Origin of the sequence: Dactylosporangium sp. CA-139114, from assembly GCF_050955725.1 — a bacterium.
Lineage (GTDB): Bacteria > Actinomycetota > Actinomycetes > Mycobacteriales > Micromonosporaceae > Dactylosporangium.
The window spans coordinates 4,896,939-4,914,542 of sequence record NZ_CP192080.1 but is presented as its reverse complement, the minus strand read 5'-3'; the positions used below and the strand labels follow the sequence as shown (position 1 = coordinate 4,914,542).

18 protein-coding genes, 1 tRNA gene and 1 pseudogene are annotated in these 17,604 nt (G+C 74.6%); 9 read left to right on the top strand and 11 right to left on the bottom strand.

All coding sequences use genetic code 11. From position 1 onward, the window contains the following. Nucleotides 1-2 precede the first annotated feature (2 nt). The 3 genes from ACQP2P_RS22330 to ACQP2P_RS22320 are packed head-to-tail and all read left to right on the top strand — an operon-like array spanning nucleotide 3 to nucleotide 2,349. Nucleotides 3-626 carry a 4'-phosphopantetheinyl transferase family protein gene (locus ACQP2P_RS22330; protein WP_433618836.1) on the top strand — a complete coding sequence of 208 codons (624 nt, stop codon included), beginning with the start codon at nucleotides 3-5 and terminating at the stop codon, nucleotides 624-626. Next, nucleotides 623-1,465, top strand: a complete 843-nt coding sequence (locus ACQP2P_RS22325; protein WP_433618834.1) for an ROK family protein — start codon at nucleotides 623-625, stop codon at nucleotides 1,463-1,465. Before ACQP2P_RS22330 ends, ACQP2P_RS22325 begins: the two co-directional genes overlap by 4 nt. Nucleotides 1,466-1,470: 5 nt before the next feature. After that, nucleotides 1,471-2,349 (top strand): metallophosphoesterase family protein, encoded by an 879-nt coding sequence (locus ACQP2P_RS22320; RefSeq protein ID WP_433618832.1) that lies wholly within the window; start codon nucleotides 1,471-1,473, stop codon nucleotides 2,347-2,349. 36 nt (nucleotides 2,350-2,385) lie between these two features. On the opposite strand, the gene ACQP2P_RS22315 is transcribed toward ACQP2P_RS22320, so the two are convergent. From ACQP2P_RS22315 to ACQP2P_RS22305, 3 genes are all read right to left on the bottom strand, one after another. Further along, nucleotides 2,386-3,102, bottom strand: coding sequence for a polysaccharide deacetylase family protein (locus ACQP2P_RS22315; RefSeq protein WP_433618831.1), 717 nt, complete (start codon nucleotides 3,100-3,102; stop codon nucleotides 2,386-2,388). After that, nucleotides 3,099-3,866, bottom strand: coding sequence for a glycosyltransferase family 2 protein (locus ACQP2P_RS22310; protein ID WP_433618829.1), 768 nt, complete (start codon nucleotides 3,864-3,866; stop codon nucleotides 3,099-3,101). Before ACQP2P_RS22310 ends, ACQP2P_RS22315 begins: the two co-directional genes overlap by 4 nt. A 73-nt stretch (nucleotides 3,867-3,939) precedes the next feature. Further along, on the bottom strand, nucleotides 3,940-4,908 hold the full coding sequence (locus tag ACQP2P_RS22305; protein ID WP_433618827.1) for a LysR family transcriptional regulator: 969 nt from the start codon (nucleotides 4,906-4,908) through the stop codon (nucleotides 3,940-3,942). An 11-nt stretch (nucleotides 4,909-4,919) separates the two neighbouring features. Here ACQP2P_RS22305 and ACQP2P_RS22300 point away from each other — a divergent pair, with 11 nt between their 5' ends. The 4 genes from ACQP2P_RS22300 to nhaA all read left to right on the top strand — a co-directional run bounded on the left by ACQP2P_RS22300 (nucleotide 4,920) and on the right by nhaA (nucleotide 8,292). Continuing rightward, entirely contained in the window at nucleotides 4,920-5,816 is an 897-nt protein-coding gene (locus ACQP2P_RS22300; RefSeq protein ID WP_433618825.1) for a serine hydrolase, read from the top strand. Nucleotides 5,817-5,890: 74 nt separating this feature from the next. After that, a complete protein-coding gene (locus ACQP2P_RS22295) occupies nucleotides 5,891-6,844 on the top strand; it encodes an MBL fold metallo-hydrolase (protein ID WP_433618824.1) in 954 nt (317 codons plus the stop codon). 29 nt (nucleotides 6,845-6,873) lie between these two features. After that, nucleotides 6,874-7,029, top strand: coding sequence for a hypothetical protein (locus ACQP2P_RS22290; RefSeq protein WP_433618822.1), 156 nt, complete (start codon nucleotides 6,874-6,876; stop codon nucleotides 7,027-7,029). Nucleotides 7,030-7,098: 69 nt separating this feature from the next. Next, nucleotides 7,099-8,292, top strand: a complete 1,194-nt coding sequence (gene nhaA, locus ACQP2P_RS22285) for a Na+/H+ antiporter NhaA (protein WP_433618820.1) — start codon at nucleotides 7,099-7,101, stop codon at nucleotides 8,290-8,292. Nucleotides 8,293-8,367: 75 nt separating this feature from the next. On the opposite strand, the gene ACQP2P_RS22280 is transcribed toward nhaA, so the two are convergent. From ACQP2P_RS22280 to ACQP2P_RS22270, 3 genes and pseudogenes are all read right to left on the bottom strand, one after another. Then, on the bottom strand, nucleotides 8,368-8,928 hold the full coding sequence (locus tag ACQP2P_RS22280) for a permease-like cell division protein FtsX (protein ID WP_433619207.1): 561 nt from the start codon (nucleotides 8,926-8,928) through the stop codon (nucleotides 8,368-8,370). Next, the gene (locus ACQP2P_RS22275) at nucleotides 8,915-9,148 is read right to left on the bottom strand and encodes an RNA polymerase sigma factor (RefSeq protein ID WP_433619205.1); all 234 of its coding nucleotides are present in this window, start codon (nucleotides 9,146-9,148) and stop codon (nucleotides 8,915-8,917) included. Before ACQP2P_RS22275 ends, ACQP2P_RS22280 begins: the two co-directional genes overlap by 14 nt. A 125-nt stretch (nucleotides 9,149-9,273) precedes the next feature. Further along, nucleotides 9,274-9,420 (bottom strand): annotated as a pseudogene (locus ACQP2P_RS22270) (hypothetical protein); the annotation flags it as partial. 105 nt (nucleotides 9,421-9,525) lie between these two features. Here ACQP2P_RS22270 and ACQP2P_RS22265 point away from each other — a divergent pair. Continuing rightward, entirely contained in the window at nucleotides 9,526-10,416 is an 891-nt protein-coding gene (locus ACQP2P_RS22265) for a TIGR03620 family F420-dependent LLM class oxidoreductase (protein ID WP_433618818.1), read from the top strand. Nucleotides 10,417-10,480: 64 nt separating this feature from the next. On the opposite strand, the gene ACQP2P_RS22260 is transcribed toward ACQP2P_RS22265, so the two are convergent. The 5 genes from ACQP2P_RS22260 to ACQP2P_RS22240 all read right to left on the bottom strand — a co-directional run bounded on the left by ACQP2P_RS22260 (nucleotide 10,481) and on the right by ACQP2P_RS22240 (nucleotide 16,196). Beyond that, the gene (locus ACQP2P_RS22260) at nucleotides 10,481-11,947 is read right to left on the bottom strand and encodes a glycoside hydrolase family 76 protein (RefSeq protein ID WP_433618816.1); all 1,467 of its coding nucleotides are present in this window, start codon (nucleotides 11,945-11,947) and stop codon (nucleotides 10,481-10,483) included. A gap of 208 nt (nucleotides 11,948-12,155) precedes the next feature. Then, entirely contained in the window at nucleotides 12,156-12,809 is a 654-nt protein-coding gene (locus ACQP2P_RS22255; RefSeq protein WP_433618814.1) for a hypothetical protein, read from the bottom strand. A gap of 130 nt (nucleotides 12,810-12,939) precedes the next feature. After that, the gene (locus tag ACQP2P_RS22250) at nucleotides 12,940-15,078 is read right to left on the bottom strand and encodes a hypothetical protein (protein ID WP_433618812.1); all 2,139 of its coding nucleotides are present in this window, start codon (nucleotides 15,076-15,078) and stop codon (nucleotides 12,940-12,942) included. A 43-nt stretch (nucleotides 15,079-15,121) separates the two neighbouring features. Beyond that, a tRNA-OTHER gene (locus ACQP2P_RS22245) sits at nucleotides 15,122-15,250 on the bottom strand. Between the two features lie 67 nt (nucleotides 15,251-15,317). Continuing rightward, nucleotides 15,318-16,196, bottom strand: coding sequence for a LysR family transcriptional regulator (locus ACQP2P_RS22240; protein ID WP_433618810.1), 879 nt, complete (start codon nucleotides 16,194-16,196; stop codon nucleotides 15,318-15,320). Between the two features lie 72 nt (nucleotides 16,197-16,268). Here ACQP2P_RS22240 and ACQP2P_RS22235 point away from each other — a divergent pair, with 72 nt between their 5' ends. Further along, nucleotides 16,269-17,513: an MFS transporter gene (locus ACQP2P_RS22235; RefSeq protein WP_433618808.1), complete on the top strand. Its 1,245-nt coding sequence runs from the start codon at nucleotides 16,269-16,271 to the stop codon at nucleotides 17,511-17,513. The last annotated feature ends 91 nt before the right edge of the window (nucleotides 17,514-17,604 follow it).

Here is a 17,604-nt window from a genome sequence, read left to right as displayed (position 1 = left end):
CGATGATTGAGCAAATTCTGCCCGAGGAATCGATTGCCGTCGAGGTGACCGACGACCCCTGCGACGCAAGACTGTGGCCCGAGGAGGAACCCCTAGTCGCCGGCGCGGTCGAGAAGCGGCGGCGGGAGTTCACCACCGCCCGGCACTGCGCCCGGCAGGCGCTGCAGCGGCTCGGGGAGCCGGCGGTGGCGCTGCTGTCCGGGCCGAAGCGGGAGCCGCTGTGGCCGCCCGGCATCGTGGGCAGCATCACCCACTGCGCCGGATACCGGGCCGCGGTCGTCGCGCGCGAGCGCGACCTGGCCTCCGTCGGCGTCGACGCCGAGCCCAACGAGCCGCTGCCCGACGGGGTGCTCGAGTCCATCGCGCTGCCGGGCGAGGTGGCGCGGGTCGGTGCGCTGCTGCGGACGCGGCCGGAGGTGCGCTGGGACCGGCTGCTGTTCTGCGCCAAGGAGGCCGTCTACAAGACGTGGTACCCCCTCACCCACCGCTGGCTGGACTTCCACGAGGCCGACATCACCTTCGGGACCGGCACGTTCACCGCGACCCTGCTCGTGCCCGGCCCGCGCTTCGAGGGCCGCTGGCTGGCCCGCTCCGGGCTCCTGCTCACCGCGATCGCGCACCGATGAGCACGGCCCTCGGCATCGACGTCGGCGGCACCAAGGTCGCCCTGCGCCTGTCGTCCGGCTTCGAAGCCACGTTCGCGTGGCCCGACTCCTCCACCGCCCAGCAGGACCTGGCGCTGCTGGGCTCGCACGTCCGCGGCCTCGAGTTCGACGCGGTCGGGGTCGCCATGCCGGCCACCATGGACGGTTGCGGGCGCGTGACCGCCTGGCCCACCCGCCCCTCCTGGACCGGCCTCGACCTGCGCGCCGAGCTGCTGCGGATGCTCGCTCCGGCGACCGTGCGGGTGGCCGACGACGGCGACCTCGCGGCCATCGCCGAGGCGGACGCGGCCGGCTGCGCGGACGTGGTCTACCTCGGGGTCGGCACCGGAATCGGCGGCGGCGCCGTGGTCGGCGGCCGCCCCTGCCCGGGCCCCTCGCGCGGGTCGTGCGAGGTCGGGCACATGATCGTCGAGCGTGCCGGGCCCCGCTGCGACTGCGGCCGGTCCGGGTGCCTGCAGGCGATCGCCTCGGGCGCCGCGACCCTGCGGCGAGCGGGTGTGACCTTCGACGAGCTGCGCGACGGCTGGCTCGCCGGCGACGCCGGTGCGGTGTCCGCCGTGCGGGAGAGCTGCGCCGCGCTGGCCGCGGCCGCGGTCAGCCTCGGGGAGCTGCTCCGCCCGGCGCTGACCATCGTCGGGGGCGGCTTCGCGGCCGGCCTGCCCGGCTTCGTCGAGGCCGTGGCCGAGCACGCCGCGGCGCTGGGCCGCCCGGGCCACCCCCCGGCGCCGGTGCGCGCGGCGACGCTCGGCGGGCTCTCCTCCCTCCACGGCGCGCTCCTGCTGGCCCGGGCCGCGGATTGATAGGGGTGTCGGGGCCGCGGGCCCCCGGCTACGGTCGGATCATGGAACCGGCGCGTCTGCTGGCCGTCAGCGACCTGCACATCGTCTACGCCGAGAACCGCGCGTACGTCGAGCAGCTGCGCCCCGACAACCCCGGCGACTGGCTCATCGTCGCCGGCGACGTGGCCGAGCTGTTCGCCGACATCGAGTGGGCGCTGCGCCTGCTCAGCCGCCGCTACGCGCGGGTGATCTGGGCCCCGGGCAACCACGAGCTGTGGACGCCGCGGGAGGACCCGGTGCAGCTGCGGGGCGTGGCCCGGTACGAGGCGCTGGTGAAGCTGTGCCGGGAGCTCGGGATCGCCACGCCGGAGGACCCGTACCTCGTCTGGGACGGCACCGGCGGCCCCGTGACCGTCGCGCCCCTGTTCACCCTGTACGACTACTCGTTCCGCGTCCCCCAGGCCCGCTCGAAGGAGCACTCGCTGGAGCTGGCCTACGACGCCGGCGTGGTGTGCACCGACGAGATGCTGCTGCACCCGGACCCCTACCCGTCGCGCGAGGCGTGGTGCGCGGCCCGCGTCGCGGAGACCGAGCGCCGCCTCGAGGCCCGCGAGCCGGGCCTGCCGACGGTGCTCGTCAACCACTACCCGCTCGTGCGGGAGCCGACGGACATCCTGCGGTACCCGCTGTTCGCCCAGTGGTGCGGCACGACGCGCACGCGCGACTGGCACCGCCGCTTCGACGCCGCCACGGTCGTCTACGGGCACCTGCACATCCCCCGCTCGACCGTGCACGACGGGGTGCCGTTCGAGGAGGTCTCGGTGGGGTACCCCCGCGAATGGCGCCGCCGCGGCACTCCCCCGCGCCCGCGCGCGATCCTGGGCAGCCGCGTCCCGGCGCGCTGAGGCGGCCGCGTCCACGCGACCCCGCGGCCGCCGGCGCTACGACTGGTACGCGGGGACGCCCAGCAGCTCGTCGACGGTCACGAAGCGGTACCCGCGCGCCAGCAGGCCCTCGATGGTCTCGCGCACGGCGGTCACCGTCTCGGCGCGGTTGCCGCCGCGCCCGTCGAAGCCGTCGTGGAAGATGAGGATCGAGCCCGGGCGCGTCTTGGCGATCGCGCGGCGCGCCATCCGGAACCCCGACGGCTGGAACACCTCGAAGGCGTGCCCGAACTCGCCCGCGACGGGGTGCAGCCCGCCCCGGCGCAGCATGCGCAGCAGGGCCGGCTGCCGCCACAGCCACGGCGTGCGGGCCAGCGCCGGCGTCCGGCCGGTCACGCGGACCAGGATCCGCTGGGTCTGCTCGACCTCCCGCGCGAACGCGTTCGGGCGCAGATAGGTGCCGAAGCGGTGGCTCAGGGAGTGGTTGCCCACCACGTGCCCCTCGTCGATCACGCGCCGGGCCGTCTGCGGGTGCCGCTCGACGCAGTGCCCGACGTGGAAGAACGTGGCCCGGACGCGGTGCGCGGCCAGGATGTCGAGGATCTGCGCGGTGTAGGGCTCGTTCGGCCCGTCGTCGAACGTCAGCGCCACCACGCGCTCGTCGGCGGCCCCGTGATACGGATAGTCGCGCTTCGACGGGGCGAACGGCGACATCAGCAGCCAGTACGCCCCGCCCAGCACGGCGAGGAGCACCAGCACGGCCACGGCGGTCATCGGGCCCCCAGGCCGGCCTCGAACGAGCCGTCCTCGTCGCGGAACGCCGGCGCCGAGCCGAGCACCCGCCGGCCCGCGATCCGGTTCACCGCGTACGTCAGCAGGTAGTGCACCGGCAGCGTCACGAACAGGTTGTACGCGAGCCCGCGGCTCAGGCGCCGGCCGGACGTGAAGGTCGGGTTGGCGTGCTCGTAGACGACCCGGCCCCGCCGCCGCAGCCGGCGCAGCTGGTCGAGCTCGTCGCCACCCTGGGTCAGGCTGGTGTCGTAGCCGCTCCACGCCTCCCGCCGGAAGGCGATGTTCGTCGCGCTCGCGTACGCGGCGCGGCCGGTCACCCGGTAGACCGCGTGCACGGCGCCGAACAGCATCCGGGCGTAGACCCGGCCCCAGCGCGGGCCGTCGGCGTACACGCACGGGCCCACCACGGCGGCGATGCGCTCGTCGGAGCGGAACCGCGCGTCGATGCGGCTGAGCCAGTCGCGGCCGTGCACCGTGTCGGCGTCGGTCGAGATGACGATCTCGCCGCGCGCCTCCTGCGTGCCGCGCTGGCGGGCGTTGCACACGCCCGGCACCGGCTCGGCCACGACCCGCGCGCCGAAGTCGCGGGCGATGCCCGCCGTGTCATCCGTGCAGTTGTTGTCGACCACGATGACCTCGAACACTCCGTCGAAGTCCTGCTTGCGCAGGGAGAGCAGCGCGTCGGTGAGATATCCGGCCTCGTTGTAGCACGGGATGACGACGCTGATTCTGGGCCTGTCTGCCATGCGGTCGAGTCTTGAACTTCGCGGCGTCCGGCACGATCCGGAACTCCCCCGAATTCGACCGGGGGCTTTCCCCCTAATCCGCCGCGGTCCGGGCCCGATCGAAGACGACCGACCACGGGCCCGGCGCGCCGAGGATGCGGCCGGGCGCGGCGGCCGGGGTCGCCAGCACGGCGCCGGCCAGCGCGCCGAACCGTTGCGCGGCCGGGTGCGGGGCGCGCCGCGGCCACACCGCCGACGTCTCCTGCCACAGCGGGTCGCCGGCGAGGGGCCGCCACGCGACCCGCGGCTCGCGCCGCACGGCATCCTCGCGCTCCAGCCCGACACCGAGCCCGGCGAGGACGAGCCCGCACAGGAACTCCGGATTCCGGGCGTGCCGCACCCGCGACGGCTCGAAGCCGAGCTCCCGGCAGGCGCCGATCAGGGTGTCGTACCAGCGCGGCGCCGTCGCCCGCGGAAACACCACGAGCCCCTGCCCGGCGAGCTGGTCGGCGGTGAGCCCGGTGAGCCGGGCCAGCGGCGAGACCCGCGGCAGCACGACGCCGAGGCGCACCCGGGTCACCGGGCCGCACGCCAGGTCGGCCGCGTCGACGGGGTGGTGCACGAGGCCGACGTCCAGCCGCGCCTCGGCCAGCAGTTCGAGCTGCTCGGCGGTGGTGAGCTCCTGCAGGTCGACGTCGAGCCCGGGCGCCTGCTCGCCGAGCCGGCGCAGCAGCTCCCCCAGCGCGGCCGCCGGGGTCTCGGGCGGCACCCCGGCCCGCAGCGTGCCGAGGTCGCCGTCGCGGATGCTGTGCATGAGCGTGCGCAGCCGGCGCTCGGCCGCCAGGAACTGCGGTGCCTCGTCGCGCAGGGCGCGGCCGGCGGCGGTCAGCTCGGTGCCGCGGGGGAGCCGGTCGAAGAGGGTGACCCCCAGCTCCCGTTCGAGGCGGCGCATCGCCTGGCTCAGCGGTGGCTGGGCGATGCCGAGCAGCTCCGCGGCCCGGCTGAAGTGCAGCTCCTCGGCGACGACGAGGAAGTACCGCAGATGCCGCGACAGGTCGACCATACAGTGACCATATGTCGGACCATATTGCGGACCAGATGTCGATACGCGAGACCTTCACCGCCGCCGGGGTCCGGGGCCGGCTGCACGCGTGCGACATCGACTCGGGGCGGGCCGTGGGCGTCGGCGCCGACGAGCCCGTCGTGCTCTCGTCGATCGTCAAGGTGTTGCTGGTGCTCGAGTTCGCCCGCCAGGTCGCGGCGGGCGCCCTGGACCCGGCCGAGCGCGTGGTCATCGGCGCCGCCGACCGCTTCGGCGGCTGGGGCACCGCCGGGTGCGCCGACGACATCGAGGTCTCGCTGCGCGATCTCGCGTACTTCGCCATGTCCGTCAGCGACAACACCGCCGCCGACGTGCTCCTGCACCGCCTCGGCGGCCCCGACCTGCTCGGGCTGCTCGCCGCCGAGCTCGGCCTGCACCGCACGCGGGTCGCCGGCGGCCCCCGGCAGCTGCTCGAGTCGATGTTCGCCGACCTCGGCGCGCGCGACGACGCCGAGTTCGCGCGGCTGTTCCCGACGCTGGAGCCGCAGCGGGTGGCGGCGCTGCGCGTGTTCGACCCCGAGCGCACGACGTCGAGCACGCCCGAGGAGCTGACCCGGCTGCTCGGCCTGATCTGGCGCGACGAGGCCGGTCCGCCCGCGGCGTGCGCGGCGGTGCGCGACCTCATGGCCCGCCAGCTGTTCTGGACCCGGCTGCGATCGGGGTTCCCGGCCGAGGTGCGGGTCGCGGGCAAGACCGGCACCCTGCCGGGGCTCGCGATGGAGATCGGGGTCGCGCAGTTCCCGGACGGCGGGCGCTACGCGATCGCCGTCTTCGTCAGCGGCGGCGGGCGCGTCCCCCGCATCGAGGCGGATCTGGCGCTCGGCCGGGCCGCGGCGCAGGCCGTCGGTCTCCTGCGTGACCAGCGCTGATATGCGGTCGGATATGGGCCGTACGACCTCCTGGTCTTGGACAGCCCGAGCCCGGCGATGCTTGGGTGGTCGCCATGTCCGACACTCGTGACCTCAATCGCCGCGCCCTGCTGCGCACCGCCGTCGCCGGCACCGCGGTCGCCTCCGGGCTCGCCGCCGCGACCGGCCCCGCCGCCGCCTCGGCCGCACCCACCCGCGCCGGGACGTTCCGCTGGTTCGGCACCTCCGGCTGGCGCATCGACGTCAACGGGCGCACGGTGCTCGTCGACCCGTACCTCTCCCGCTACCCCACCGGCCTGTTCACCGGCGCGTTCGACCCGGCGACACCGCTGCGGGCCGACCCGGACGCGATCGGGCCGCGCATCGGGCGGCCGGAGACGGTGCTCGTCACCCACACGCACTGGGACCACTTCAACGACGTGCCGCACATCGCGAAGACCGTCGCCGGCGTCCGCGTCCTCGGCACCCTCACCGCCTACCACCTCGCGCTCGCCTCGGGCGTGCCGAGCGCCCAGGCGATCCCGGTCAAGGGCGGCGAGCAGCTCGACTTCGGCGACTACACCGTCGAGGTGGTCGCGGCCCTGCACAGCCGCAACCCCGCCTACTCGCTGGCGTTCCCGGGCGTGCGGCTCACCCCGCCGCCGGCCCCGGCGACGATCGCCGACCTGCCCGAGGGCGACACCCTCGCCTACCAGGTTTCGATCGCCGGCGGCCCGAAGGTCTTCTTCATGGGCGGCAGCGACTTCGTCGAGCGCAACCTGACCGGGCTGGCCCCGGACGTGGCGATGATCGCGCTGCCGGCGGGCGGGGTCGTGCACGACTACACCGGGCGGCTGCTGCGGGCGCTGGACCACCCGCGGGTGGTCGTGCCGGTGCACTGGGACGACTTCGAGCGGCCGCTGCGCAACCCGCCGGCGGTGGCCGCGTCCGACGCCGCGAAGCTGGACGCGTTCATCGCCGCGATCCGCAAGGCCTCCCCGCGCGCGACGGTGCTGCGCCCGGAGTACGACACCCCCTACGCCTTCTGAGCCGCCGGCCGGACCGTATGATGGTGGCGATGACGACCGCCACCACGCCGACCTCACAGCCGTGGGCGCCGACGTGCCCGGCCGGGGTCATGCGCCACCCGGGGACGAACGGGTGGCTGTCGTCGTGGGGCACGAACGCGCACGGCGAGATCGCCGGCTGCCCGCCCGGACCTCACCGCAGCTGACCTCTGGTTCCCTGGTGCCGCCCGGCGCCGGGGTCTTCGGTAACGCCGGACGGGTGATCTGTGGTGGACATGAGTCGTGTCGGGGCCGCGCTGCGCCGCGACGTGGTCGGGGGCGTACTGCTCACGGTGGCCGCGCTCATCGCGCTGGTGTGGGCCAACTCGCCGTGGTCGCAGGCGTACGAGACCATGCGCACGACCGCGTTCGGCCCCGCCGGGTGGCATCTGCACCTGACCCTGCACGGGTGGGCCGCCGACGGGCTGCTCGCCGTGTTCTTCTTCCTCGTGGGCAACGAGCTCAAGCAGGAGTTCACGCACGGGGAGCTGCGTCACCCGCGACGGGCGGCCCTGCCGGTCGTCGCGGCCGTGGCCGGCGCCGTCGCCCCGGCGCTGGTGTTCGCCGCGGTCAACGCCGGCCGCGGCGAGCTCTCGGCCGGCTGGGGCATCCCGATGGCCACCGACGTCGCGTTCGCCGTCGCCGTGCTGGCGATGGTCGGCCGCGGCCTGCCGCCGGCGCTGCGCACCTTCCTGCTGACCCTCGCCGTCGTCGACGACCTCGTGGCCATCGTCGTCATCGCGGTGTTCTACGCCGGGGCGCTGAGCTGGGCGCCGCTCGTCGCCGCGATCGCGCTGCTGGCCGCCTTCGGGCTGCTGCAGACCCGCGCCGCGGCCCGCCTGCCGGTCCGGGTGCCGGGCTGGGCCGTCGGGGTGCCGCTGGCCGTCGCCATCTGGGCGCTCGTGCACGCCAGCGGGGTCCACGCGACCATCGCCGGCGCGGCGATGGGCCTGCTGATGCGGGCCCGGGCGGCGCCGGGCGAGTCCGAAGACCCCAGCCACCGCGCCGAGCGGCTGCTGCGGCCGGTCACCGCGGCGGTCGTCCTGCCCGTCTTCGCGCTGATGGCGGCCGGGGTCTCGTTCCGCACCGGCGGTCTGTTCACCAGCACCGTCGCGATCGGCGTCATCCTCGGCCTCGTCGCCGGCAAGGTGGTCGGCATCGCCGGCGGGGCCTGGCTGACCGCCGCGCTGACGCCGGCCGAGCTCAACCCCGGCCTGAGCTGGTGGGACATCCTCGGCCTGGCCCAGCTGGCCGGGATCGGCTTCACCGTCTCGCTGCTCATGGCGGAGCTGTCCTACTCCGCCGACGAGCACCTGGTCGAGGACGCCAAGGGCGGCGTGCTCGCCGGCTCGGCGGCCGCGGTCGTCCTCGGCACGGTCACGCTGTCGATCCGCGCGGCCCGGTACCGTCGCGCTCATCCGCCGTCGTAGTGCGCGCCGTTGGTGTCGTGGTCGGTGCAGTGGCCGAGCGTGGGCGCGCCGGCGCGGATGACGTCGGCGTCGATGTCAGCTCGGTAGGAGCTGGCAGCTGCAGATCACGTCGGACACGCCGCCGAGCGAGGCGACGAGCCGCTCGACCGTGTCGGCTCCGGCGCGGTCGGCGACGCGGAACCGGAACGACTCGGGAAGGTTCTCCGGCTTCGTGGCACCGACCAGGTCCGGCGCGTCGCTGAACTGGCGCCGGAAGTTTCGCCAGGCGGTGGCCTGGTCCTCGAACCGCAGGCAGTACACCTGGGCCGAGCGCTCCAGCACGGTGCGTACCTCCGCCCGCTGCTCATCGGTGGTCCCCTGCTTGAGCAAGACGCTGACGTCAGTGCCCGGCCCGTCGCAGGACCGGGGCGCGGCGGTCTGCGCCGGCGGCGCCGAGCCGGCGATCCGCCAACCCGCGACGCCGCCGAGGAGCAGCAGCGCGACGAGACCGGCAGCGCCGATCGCCCGCCGCCGGTGTCCACGGACGGCGGCGGCGCGGACTGCCTCGACGCCGCCGGGGCGCAGGGCCTCGTAGGACAGGTCGTATTCGGCGCGCAGCGCGGCGCGCAGCACCTGGTCGGTGTCAGAGTCCAGCATCGGTGTGCACCTCTCGGAAGTCCTGAAGGCTGGCGGCAAGGGTGAGCCGCGCGCGGTACAGCCACGTCCGCACGGTCCCCGCACGGACGCGGCACACGTCGGCGACCTCGGCGACGGGCAGCCCGACCAGGTAGTGCAGGACGACGGCGCGTCGCTGACCGTCGGGCAGCCCGGCGAGCGCGGCGCGGATCGCCACCGCGTGCGGCTCGGGGCCGGGCACCGGCGCGACGACCTCGAGGACCTGGTGCCGCCGGGCGACGCGCCAGCGACGCAGGCGCGAGGTAGCGAGTTCCAGGCCACCCGGCGAACCCAGACGGCCGGCTCCTCGTAGCCCGCGATGCGGTCCCAGCGCTGCCAGGCCCGCACGAACGCTTCCTGGGTCACGTCGCGCGCCTCGTCGAGGTCGCCGAGGTACACGCTGAGCTGCGCGGCGATCTGCCGGAACTGCACGGCGTAGAACTCGGCGAACCCGTCACGGCCGGCGCGGCTCATCCTCATACCTACATCACGCGCGAGCCGCGCGGAACGTCACAGGCGGGTTTCCGCCGGCTCAGAGACAACCTGCGTAATCGCGACGGGCCGGGGAAGATGGAGCGCATGGCAACGAGGCAGACGATCGACGCGACCCGCAAAGCCCTCGGCCCCGTCGGCGTGTGGACCGACGCCGTGCGGGGCGAGCCTGCCGCCGTGCAGCGCGAGGTCGTCGCGCGCATCGAGGCGCTCGGGTTCGGCTCGGTATGGCAGGGCGAGGTCGTCGGGGCCAACGACATCTTCGCCCAGGAGGCCGTCTGGCTCGCGGCGACCTCGCGGATCGTGGTCGGCGCCGGGATCGCGAACGTCTGGGCCCGCCACCCCGGCACCGCCCGCGCCGCGGCGGCCACGCTCGCCGACGCCTGGCCGGGACGGTTCGTCCTCGGGCTCGGCATCAGCCACGCGCCCCTCGTGGAGCAGTCGGGGCAGGCGTACCGCCGCCCGCTGCAGCACATGCGCGAGTACCTGACGGCCATGGGCGAGCTCCCGGCCTCCGTCCCCGTGGTGCTCGCCGCGCTCGGCCCGCGCATGCTCGAGCTCGCCGCCGACCGCACCGACGGCGCCCACACCTACTTCGTGCCGCCCGAGCACACCGCCGAGGCCCGCGCGGCGCTCGGCCCCGACCGGCTGCTCATTCCCGAGCAGGCGGTCGTCGTGGAGACCAGCCCGCGGGTGGCCCGCGAGGTGGCCCGCCGGCACACCGTGCGCTACCTGCAGCTGCCGAACTACGTCAACAACCTGCGGCGCCTCGGGCTCACCGACGACGACCTCGCCGGGGCCGGCAGCGATCGGCTCGTCGACGCGATCGTCGCCTGGGGCACGCCCGACGACATCGCCGAGCGGGTCCGGGCCCACCGCGACGCCGGCGCCGACCACGTCCTCGTCCAGCCGCTCGGCGCCGGGTTCACCGACGCCCTGCACCAGCTCGAGGAGCTGTCGGCCGTGCTGCTGGGCTGAGCCGGCCGGGCCTGCGTCGACACACACATCGCCGGCGCTGCCGGCCGCGGCCCTCACCCGGTGATCAGGGCGCGGCGTTGAGCAGGTCCACCGCGCTGTGCTGGCACCGCTGGCTGGTCGCGGTGCGCGGCCCGGCCCAGTGGTTGCCGTACGCGTCGATGGTGTCCCGGTCGTTGGCGTAGGCACTGTCGGCGTTGCGCTGCAGGTAGGCGTTGTAGGCGCCGCCGGCGGCGGCGTTGAGCACGCCGAGCCCCCGGATCGCGGCCCCCTTGAACGAGGCGCCGTCGTCGGAGCACGTGCTGCTCTCGTTCGGCTCGCGCAGGACGCCGCCGGGCGACAGGGAGGCGCTCGCGGTGAGCGCGTCGCCGATCCGCCGCGCGGTCGCGAGCGCGGCCGCGTCGCCGGTGAGCCGGTTGAGCTGCACGAGCGCGTTGACGAGCACGCCCTGGTTGTAGGTCCAGGTGGTGGCCCCGTTGGTGCGGCACGTGCTGAGGCTGATGCCGTCGTTGACGAGGTTCGAGCCGTTGAGCATGCCCGTGCCCTGGAACCAGGTCCAGGCCGCCTGGGCCCGCCCGCGGTACACCGTGTCGCCCGCGATCCGCTTCGACAGAGCGGCATTGAGCTGGATGTAGAGGCTGTTCTCGATGGCGTTCTTGCGCGTCCGGTCGGTCTTCCACCACACCCCGCCGCCGCAGGTGGTGTCCCAGTAGCCGAACATGTGGTCGGCCCCGGCCCGCGCGGTGTTCAGGTAGCGGCTGTCCCCGGTCAGGTCGTACGCGTCGACCCACGCGAGGGCCCACCAGCCGGTGTCGTCCAGGTACTCGTTGCGGAACTGCCCGAGCCGGGCGTTGACCTGCTTGTCGTAGGTGTTGGCGATCGCGTACCCGTAGCTGGCCATCCCGGACCGCCGGGCGTTGTCGATCACCGCGGTGAGCGCGTTCGCGCTGGTCCACCAGTCGCCGTCGCCGAACAGCCCGGTGCCGAGGTCGTACTGCATCATCAGCGCCGTGGCCGCCGCGGTGCGCCGGTCCCAGGCGTTCCAGGTGCTGCGCGTCCACGCGGTGCACACGAGCTCGGCCCGGTCGCCGGCCTTCCCGCACGCACGCAGGACCCCGACGCCGTTGGCGTTCCAGTTGTCGACGTTGTACTGCCTGGTGCGCCGGCTGGTCGCGCCGGCGGCGACGGTGCTGTCGCCGATGCGGGCGTCGGACCAGGTCCTGCCGCCGTCGAAGGACCGGTCCATCCACACCTCGTCGCCCGCCTGCCCGCTGTCGAGCGTGGCCCAGCCCATGGCGTCGGTGTCGTTGAGGTGCATGGTGAAGCGGCGGCCGTACAGCGTGGCGCTCACGGTCGCCCGGTCGGCCGGCGCGAGCGAGGCGTCGCGCCCGTCGCAGTAGCGGTTGCAGATGGTCGTCGCGGCCGGCGCCGGGGCGCTCGTGGCGGTGCCGTCGGCGGCCCCGGCGGCCGGCGCGGGCACGAACACGACGGCGGCGGCGACGAGGATGGGCACGGCGATCAGGCGTGGGGACACGGTTCCCTCCCGGGGAGCTGTGGCCCGGACCGCCATCCGGTTTCATCGAACTTCCTCTATCGCCTTCCTTCTGTCAACTCTTGACATCACCGCCCGCACGCACGCACAATCCGGCACCGCGGAGTCGGCGCCGGATCGCGGACCCCGTCGCCGCGTAGCGGGCCGAGCCGTCCGCGACCGCCGCGTTGCCCGGCCCGGCGACCTCTTCTCAGCCGTTCGGGGCCCTCGCGTCGGCGGCGGCGAGGGCGGCGCGGATCGCCTCCTGGGCGCCGGGCTCCCACGGGCCGGACCCGGCCAGGGGGATCTCGGTCATGAACCGGCGCTCGGACTCCGGGATCAGCGCGACGACGCGATCCGGGTCGGTGGCGGCGGTGGCGTAGAGGCTCGGGCCGTCGGCGTAGAACAGGTCGGCCACGACCAGGCGACCGTCGGCGGCGCGCATGACGTTGTCGGGGTTGGTGTCCAGCGGCCCGCACCAGGGCAGCTCCCGACGTGCCCGGGCGTGCACCCGGCGCACGACGTCGACCAGGGCGGCGACGTGCCGGGCCCGCTCGGCGATCGCCCGGTGGAACGCGGCGGCCTCGTCCGCCTCGACGGGTCGCAGCCATTCCAGCAGCTGCAGGTCGCCGCCGCCGGCCAGGCGCCGGTGCGCGAACAGCGCCGGGACCTGGCGGGTGGGGGCCGCCTCCCGGTACAGCGCCGCGGTGTACGGCCCGGCCGGGTCGAACGGGCTGATGCGGGCCGCGGCGGTGCCGTCCGGCGAGCGCAGGGCGATCGCCCAGTCGCCGGCGCCGCACGGGGTCCATCCGGCTTCGAGCAATGCCGCCTCGGCGTCGCGGTGGTCGGCGTGGGAGCCGACCACCGCGAGCGCCTCGCGCGGCGACGGGCCGAGGAGAGCGCGGGAGCTGTTTGCGCCAGAGCTCCGCTCGCGCGGAGTTCCCGAATTGAACGGAGAAGAAGGAAGCTCCCGCATGGCCTCGGCCGCCGCCAGTCTACTCGGGGATCAGCTCGGCGAGCCGATCCAGGGTGAACGCCTGCGACCCCTCCGGGAGGTCGTCGGGCGCGTGGATGCCGATGTACGTCACCGGCTCGTCCGGCACCTCACCGTCCCACATCGCCACCGCGGTCCGCGTGGCGAACAGGTCGACGAGGTAGGACACGGTCAGGTACCGCCGCTCGACGAGTGCCCGCACCCGGTCGGCGACGGTGAGCGTGTTGTCCTCGACGCGGTTGAACGCCGGCATGCCGCGCAGGTACAGGTGCAGCCACACGGCCTCCCAGCCGCGCTTGCCCTGCGCGAAGACCATCGGCAGCGCCACCCGGCCCGGGCCTCGCAGGTCCGAACGGGCGCGCACGGTGCGGGCGTCGAACGGGGCGCCCTGCTGGTCCTTCGCGCGGGTCTGGTAGCCGAACATCGACTCGGCGACGTCGTCGAACGACTCCCCCGTGTAGATGTACACCTGCGGCACGACGTAACGGACCCGCGTCTTCGACAACGGCATGTCGATGAACTCGGTGGCGCCGTCGGTCGCGTCGGTGATGTCGCCGGAGTGCACGAGACCGCCGCCGCGGTAGTTCGTCCACGACACCTGGCCCGCCGGGTGGAACTCGGCGTCGAGCATCTGCACCGACAGGTCGTAGTCGGTGCGGCGCGCGGTCTGCCGCCAATACATGAAGAACCGCAGCAGCTCGCCCGAGACCATTGACCGCGACCCCCGCGGCAGCACCGCGAACCCGCCCTCGGCCGCCCGGCCGGACAACGGCAGCGCGACGTCGAGCACGTCCGGGTCCACCAGCAGCGGGTGCGGCAGCTGCGGCAGCCGGGCGAGGATCTCGGTGTCGAGCCGCGACGACAGCTCGGCCACGAGCCCGGCCGGCAGCGCCGGGCGGGTGTCGCGGGCCACCCACGCACCCCGCGAGCGGTTCGCGAACATGCGGGCCGACGCGGGCGTCAGCCGGTTGCCGACGTGCTCCCGCAGCGAGCACAGCACGCGGCCCGACGCCGAGCCGAGCGCGCCCGAGACGGCCTCGACCACGGCCGAGCGCTGCGCCGCCGGGGCGATGCGCAGCAGCCGGTCCGCACAGCGCAGGAGCAGGCCCGGCGCGGCCGAGAGCACCGACGCCGCGGGTGCGACGGCACCGGCGCGGATCGCCGCCTCCGCGCGACCGGCGATGCCGGGCACCTTCCGCTCGCCGCGGGCGACCGCGAACACCGCCTGGGCGTGCGGCCACTGGGCGTACTCGTGCGGATGCAGCCGCTCGCCGAGCCGCTTCCACGGCTCCGAGAACCGCGCGACGTCGCCGAGCTTGGCCGGGTTCGCGCCGACGACCTCGTCCAGAGCCGCCAGCAGGACCCGCCGCTGCCGGCGCGGGAAGGCCCGGAACCTGGTGGCCGTCCCGAGCGAGGCGTCCCCGCCGCAGACGTGGCAGGCCAGCCGCAGCACGTCGGTGGTCGTGTCGACGGCGACCAGCGGCCGGCCGAGCACGAGGCGGACCCCGTTGAGCACGGCGCGGTGCTCCCGCACCGGGATCGCGTCCGGCTGCTCGCCGTCCACGCAGGCGACCGTGAGCTCGCCGAGGATCGCGAGGTCGGCCTCGCCGAGGGGCACGGTGCCGCCGGCCAGGGCCAGGTACAGCCGCGACGCCTCCACCTCGACGGTGTCGCCGAGGTGCAGCACGGTGAGCCGGTCACCGGCCGCCGCGACGAACTCGTCGTGCGCGGCCAGGAGATCGGCGTACGTGTGCTGGTAGGTGCCGTAGCCGGGCAGCTCGAGCAGGTTCAGCCGCCCGTCGGCGCAGGCCGTCGCGCCGCCGGCCAGGACCGCCGCCGCCAGCCGCTGCATCCAGAAGTCCACGGTGTCCGGCACGCCGTCGGGGAAGTCGCGGAAGTACGCGTTGTGCCGCACGTGGTCGCCGACGAGCTCGCGGACCGCGGACACGGCCGCGGCGGCGAGGTCCATCGCCGGGCCGGGCGCCAGGCCGCCGACGTGCTCCAGCAGCGCCCGCGACGCCGAGAACCCGGCGTCGAGCAGCGCCGCGTCGAGCTGCCGCGCCACGGCCGCGCCGTCGCCGGCCGCCCCGGTGCTCGCCGGCACCCGCAGCGTCTTGCTGACGATCAGCTTCTCGAGCACGCGCTCCTCCGTTCCGCGGTCGCCGGACTGTGCTGTGACGATGTGGGCCGCCGGGGACTCGAACCCCGAACCCTCCGGTCCAACAAGGAGAAGGAAGCACACCCATGGCCGCGAGGGGCGGTGGGCGGACGTGCTGACCAGCCGGAAGCTCTACCCATTGAGCTAGCGGCCCAACGACGACGATCGTCGCACGGCCCGCGGCGACGGGGCCAACGAGTTTCGGCTCGCGCCGCGGCGGCTCAGGCGGTCGAGGGGCTCAGGGAACGGGAGCCGCTCGCCAGGATGGTGGCGATCAGGGCCTTCACCGCCGGCCGCTGCTCGGCCCGGGGATTGGCCAGCAGCACGAGGTCGATGGTGCCGAGCTCGGGCAGGCGGTGCGCCGGCCCGAGCACGGTGAGCTGGGGCGGGACCAGGCTCGCGGCCAGCGCGGACACCCCGATCCCGGCCGCGACCCCGGCGATGAGGCCGTTCACGCCGCGGCACACGCAGGCGCTGCGGTACGGCAGCTGCGCCCGGTGCAACGCCTTGCGCATCTCGTCGCGTGACACGCTCGGCGCGGCGTACACCACCAGCGGAACGGGCCGCGTCAGGTCGAGCTTCGTCGCGGGCGTGCCGACCCACACGAGCCGGTCGCGCTTCACGAGCTGGCCGCGGCCGTCGCCCGGCGCCCGCTTGCCGACGAGCACGTCCAGCTTGTCGCTCTCCATCCACTCGTGCAGCACCCGGCTCTGCTCGACGGTCAGGTAGAAGTCGACCAGCGGGTTGTCGCGGCGGAACTCCCACAGGATCTGCGGCAGCCGGGTCAGGGCGAGGTCGTCGGACATCCCGATGCGCAGGCGGCCCCGGGGGCGGGAGCCGGTGAAATACGCGGCCGCCTGCTCGTGCGCGGCGAGGATCGTGCGCGCGAAGCCGAGCATCGCCTCGCCGTCGGCGGTCAGTGCCACGGTGTGCGTGGTGCGGTGCACGAGCGTGCGGCCGACCTGCTCCTCGAGGCGGCGGATGTGCTGGCTGACCGTCGGCTGGCGAATCCGCAGCCGGTCCGCGGCCTGGGTGAAGCTGCCGGTCTGCTCGACCGCGAGGAGGGTGGCGAGCAACTGCGGGTCATACAGGGCGGCCATAGCGAATGACTATAACTGTGAGTCACGTTATCGGGGTTCCCTATGTCGGTGGCCTCGGGAAAGGTTGAGGTCGTGACCACGGCCTCCGCCGTTCTGAGCCCGACCCCGTTCACCGCGCTACGATTCCGCGGCTACCGCATCTATCTCACCGGACAGACCCTCGCCAACACCGGCGCCTGGATGGGCAGCATCGCGCTGGACTGGCTGGCCCTGCGGCTCACGGACAGCCCGGCCGCCGTCGGCGTCACGATGGCCCTGCAGTTCCTGCCCATCCTGTTCCTGGGGGTGCACGGCGGCCTGCTCGCCGACCGGTACCCGAAGCGCCGCACGCTGCTCATCACCCAGTCGGTCAACGCGGTCCTCACCGCCACGCTGGCCGCGCTCACCATCGCCGGTGCCGTACGCATCGGCCATGTGTTCGCGTTCGCCCTGCTCACCGGCCTCGTCTTCGCCGTCGACGCGCCGACCCGGCAGGTGTTCGCGAACGAGGCGGTGCCGCCCAGCCACCTGCGCGGGGCGGTCGCCCTCAACGCGTCGGTGTTCCAGGCCACCCGGCTCGTCGGGCCGGCCGCCGCGAGCGTGCTCATCGGCACGGCCGGCATCGGCTGGGCGTTCGCGGGCAACGCGCTGTGCTACATCGGGCCGACGATCGCCCTGCTGCGACTGCGCCCGGCCGACCTGACCCCCGCGCCGCCGGCCGGGCGCGAGCCGCGCGCGTTCCGCACCGCGGCACACTACGTGCGCGAGCGCCCGCGGGTGCTGTGGACCATCGTCCTGGTCGGGGTCGTCGGCACCTTCGGCCTGAACTTCCCGATCGTGCTCACCGCGATCGCGACCGAGTCGTTCGGGGGCGCCGCGGGCCTCTACGGGCTGTTCAACATCGTCCTGGCCGTCGGGTCCGCGGTGGGTGCGCTCGTCGCCGGTTCCACGGTCCGCACCGGCCTGCGGCGCATCATGGTGTACGGCGGGCTCTTCGGCGCCGTCCAGCTGCTCGCCGCGGCCGCGCCGAACCTGCCGGTGTTCCTGCCGCTGCTGGCCGCGCTCGGATTCGTGAACCTCGCGTTCCAGGCGCTCGCCAACGCCTCCGTCCAGCTGTGGGTCGACCCGGCGATGCGCGGCCGCGTGATGGGGCTCTACATGCTGGTGTTCACCGGCGGGACCCCGTTCGGCGCGCCGATCATCGGGGCGCTCACCAACGCCTTCGGGGCCCGCGCCGGGATGGCCGTGTGCGGGCTCGTCCCGGCCGCCGCGGCGGTGGCGATCGCGCTCATCCAGCGCAACAGCCTCAGTCCGGCGGGCGGATCAGCTGCGCGTTGACCACCACCGCGGGGTCCACGCCGAGGTTGGCCTGCGGCTGCGTGTCCTCCTGGTGCCGCCGGGCCAGGATCGCGGCCCCGGGGCCGTCGCC

Excerpts from the sequence above, each read along its gene's own strand:
- ACQP2P_RS22330 (WP_433618836.1), top strand. The coding sequence starts at position 3 with ATGATTGAGCAAATTCTGCCCGAGGAATCGATTGCCGTCGAGGTGACC.
- ACQP2P_RS22325 (WP_433618834.1), top strand. The coding sequence starts at position 623 with ATGAGCACGGCCCTCGGCATCGACGTCGGCGGCACCAAGGTCGCCCTG.
- ACQP2P_RS22315 (WP_433618831.1), bottom strand. The coding sequence starts at position 3,102 with ATGACCGCCGTGGCCGTGCTGGTGCTCCTCGCCGTGCTGGGCGGGGCG.
- ACQP2P_RS22310 (WP_433618829.1), bottom strand. The coding sequence starts at position 3,866 with ATGGCAGACAGGCCCAGAATCAGCGTCGTCATCCCGTGCTACAACGAG.
- ACQP2P_RS22305 (WP_433618827.1), bottom strand. The coding sequence starts at position 4,908 with ATGGTCGACCTGTCGCGGCATCTGCGGTACTTCCTCGTCGTCGCCGAG.
- ACQP2P_RS22300 (WP_433618825.1), top strand. The coding sequence starts at position 4,920 with ATGTCGGACCATATTGCGGACCAGATGTCGATACGCGAGACCTTCACC.
- ACQP2P_RS22295 (WP_433618824.1), top strand. The coding sequence starts at position 5,891 with ATGTCCGACACTCGTGACCTCAATCGCCGCGCCCTGCTGCGCACCGCC.
- ACQP2P_RS22290 (WP_433618822.1), top strand. The coding sequence starts at position 6,874 with ATGACGACCGCCACCACGCCGACCTCACAGCCGTGGGCGCCGACGTGC.
- nhaA (WP_433618820.1), top strand. The coding sequence starts at position 7,099 with ATGAGTCGTGTCGGGGCCGCGCTGCGCCGCGACGTGGTCGGGGGCGTA.
- ACQP2P_RS22280 (WP_433619207.1), bottom strand. The coding sequence starts at position 8,928 with ATGCTGGACTCTGACACCGACCAGGTGCTGCGCGCCGCGCTGCGCGCC.
- ACQP2P_RS22265 (WP_433618818.1), top strand. The coding sequence starts at position 9,526 with ATGGCAACGAGGCAGACGATCGACGCGACCCGCAAAGCCCTCGGCCCC.
- ACQP2P_RS22240 (WP_433618810.1), bottom strand. The coding sequence starts at position 16,196 with ATGGCCGCCCTGTATGACCCGCAGTTGCTCGCCACCCTCCTCGCGGTC.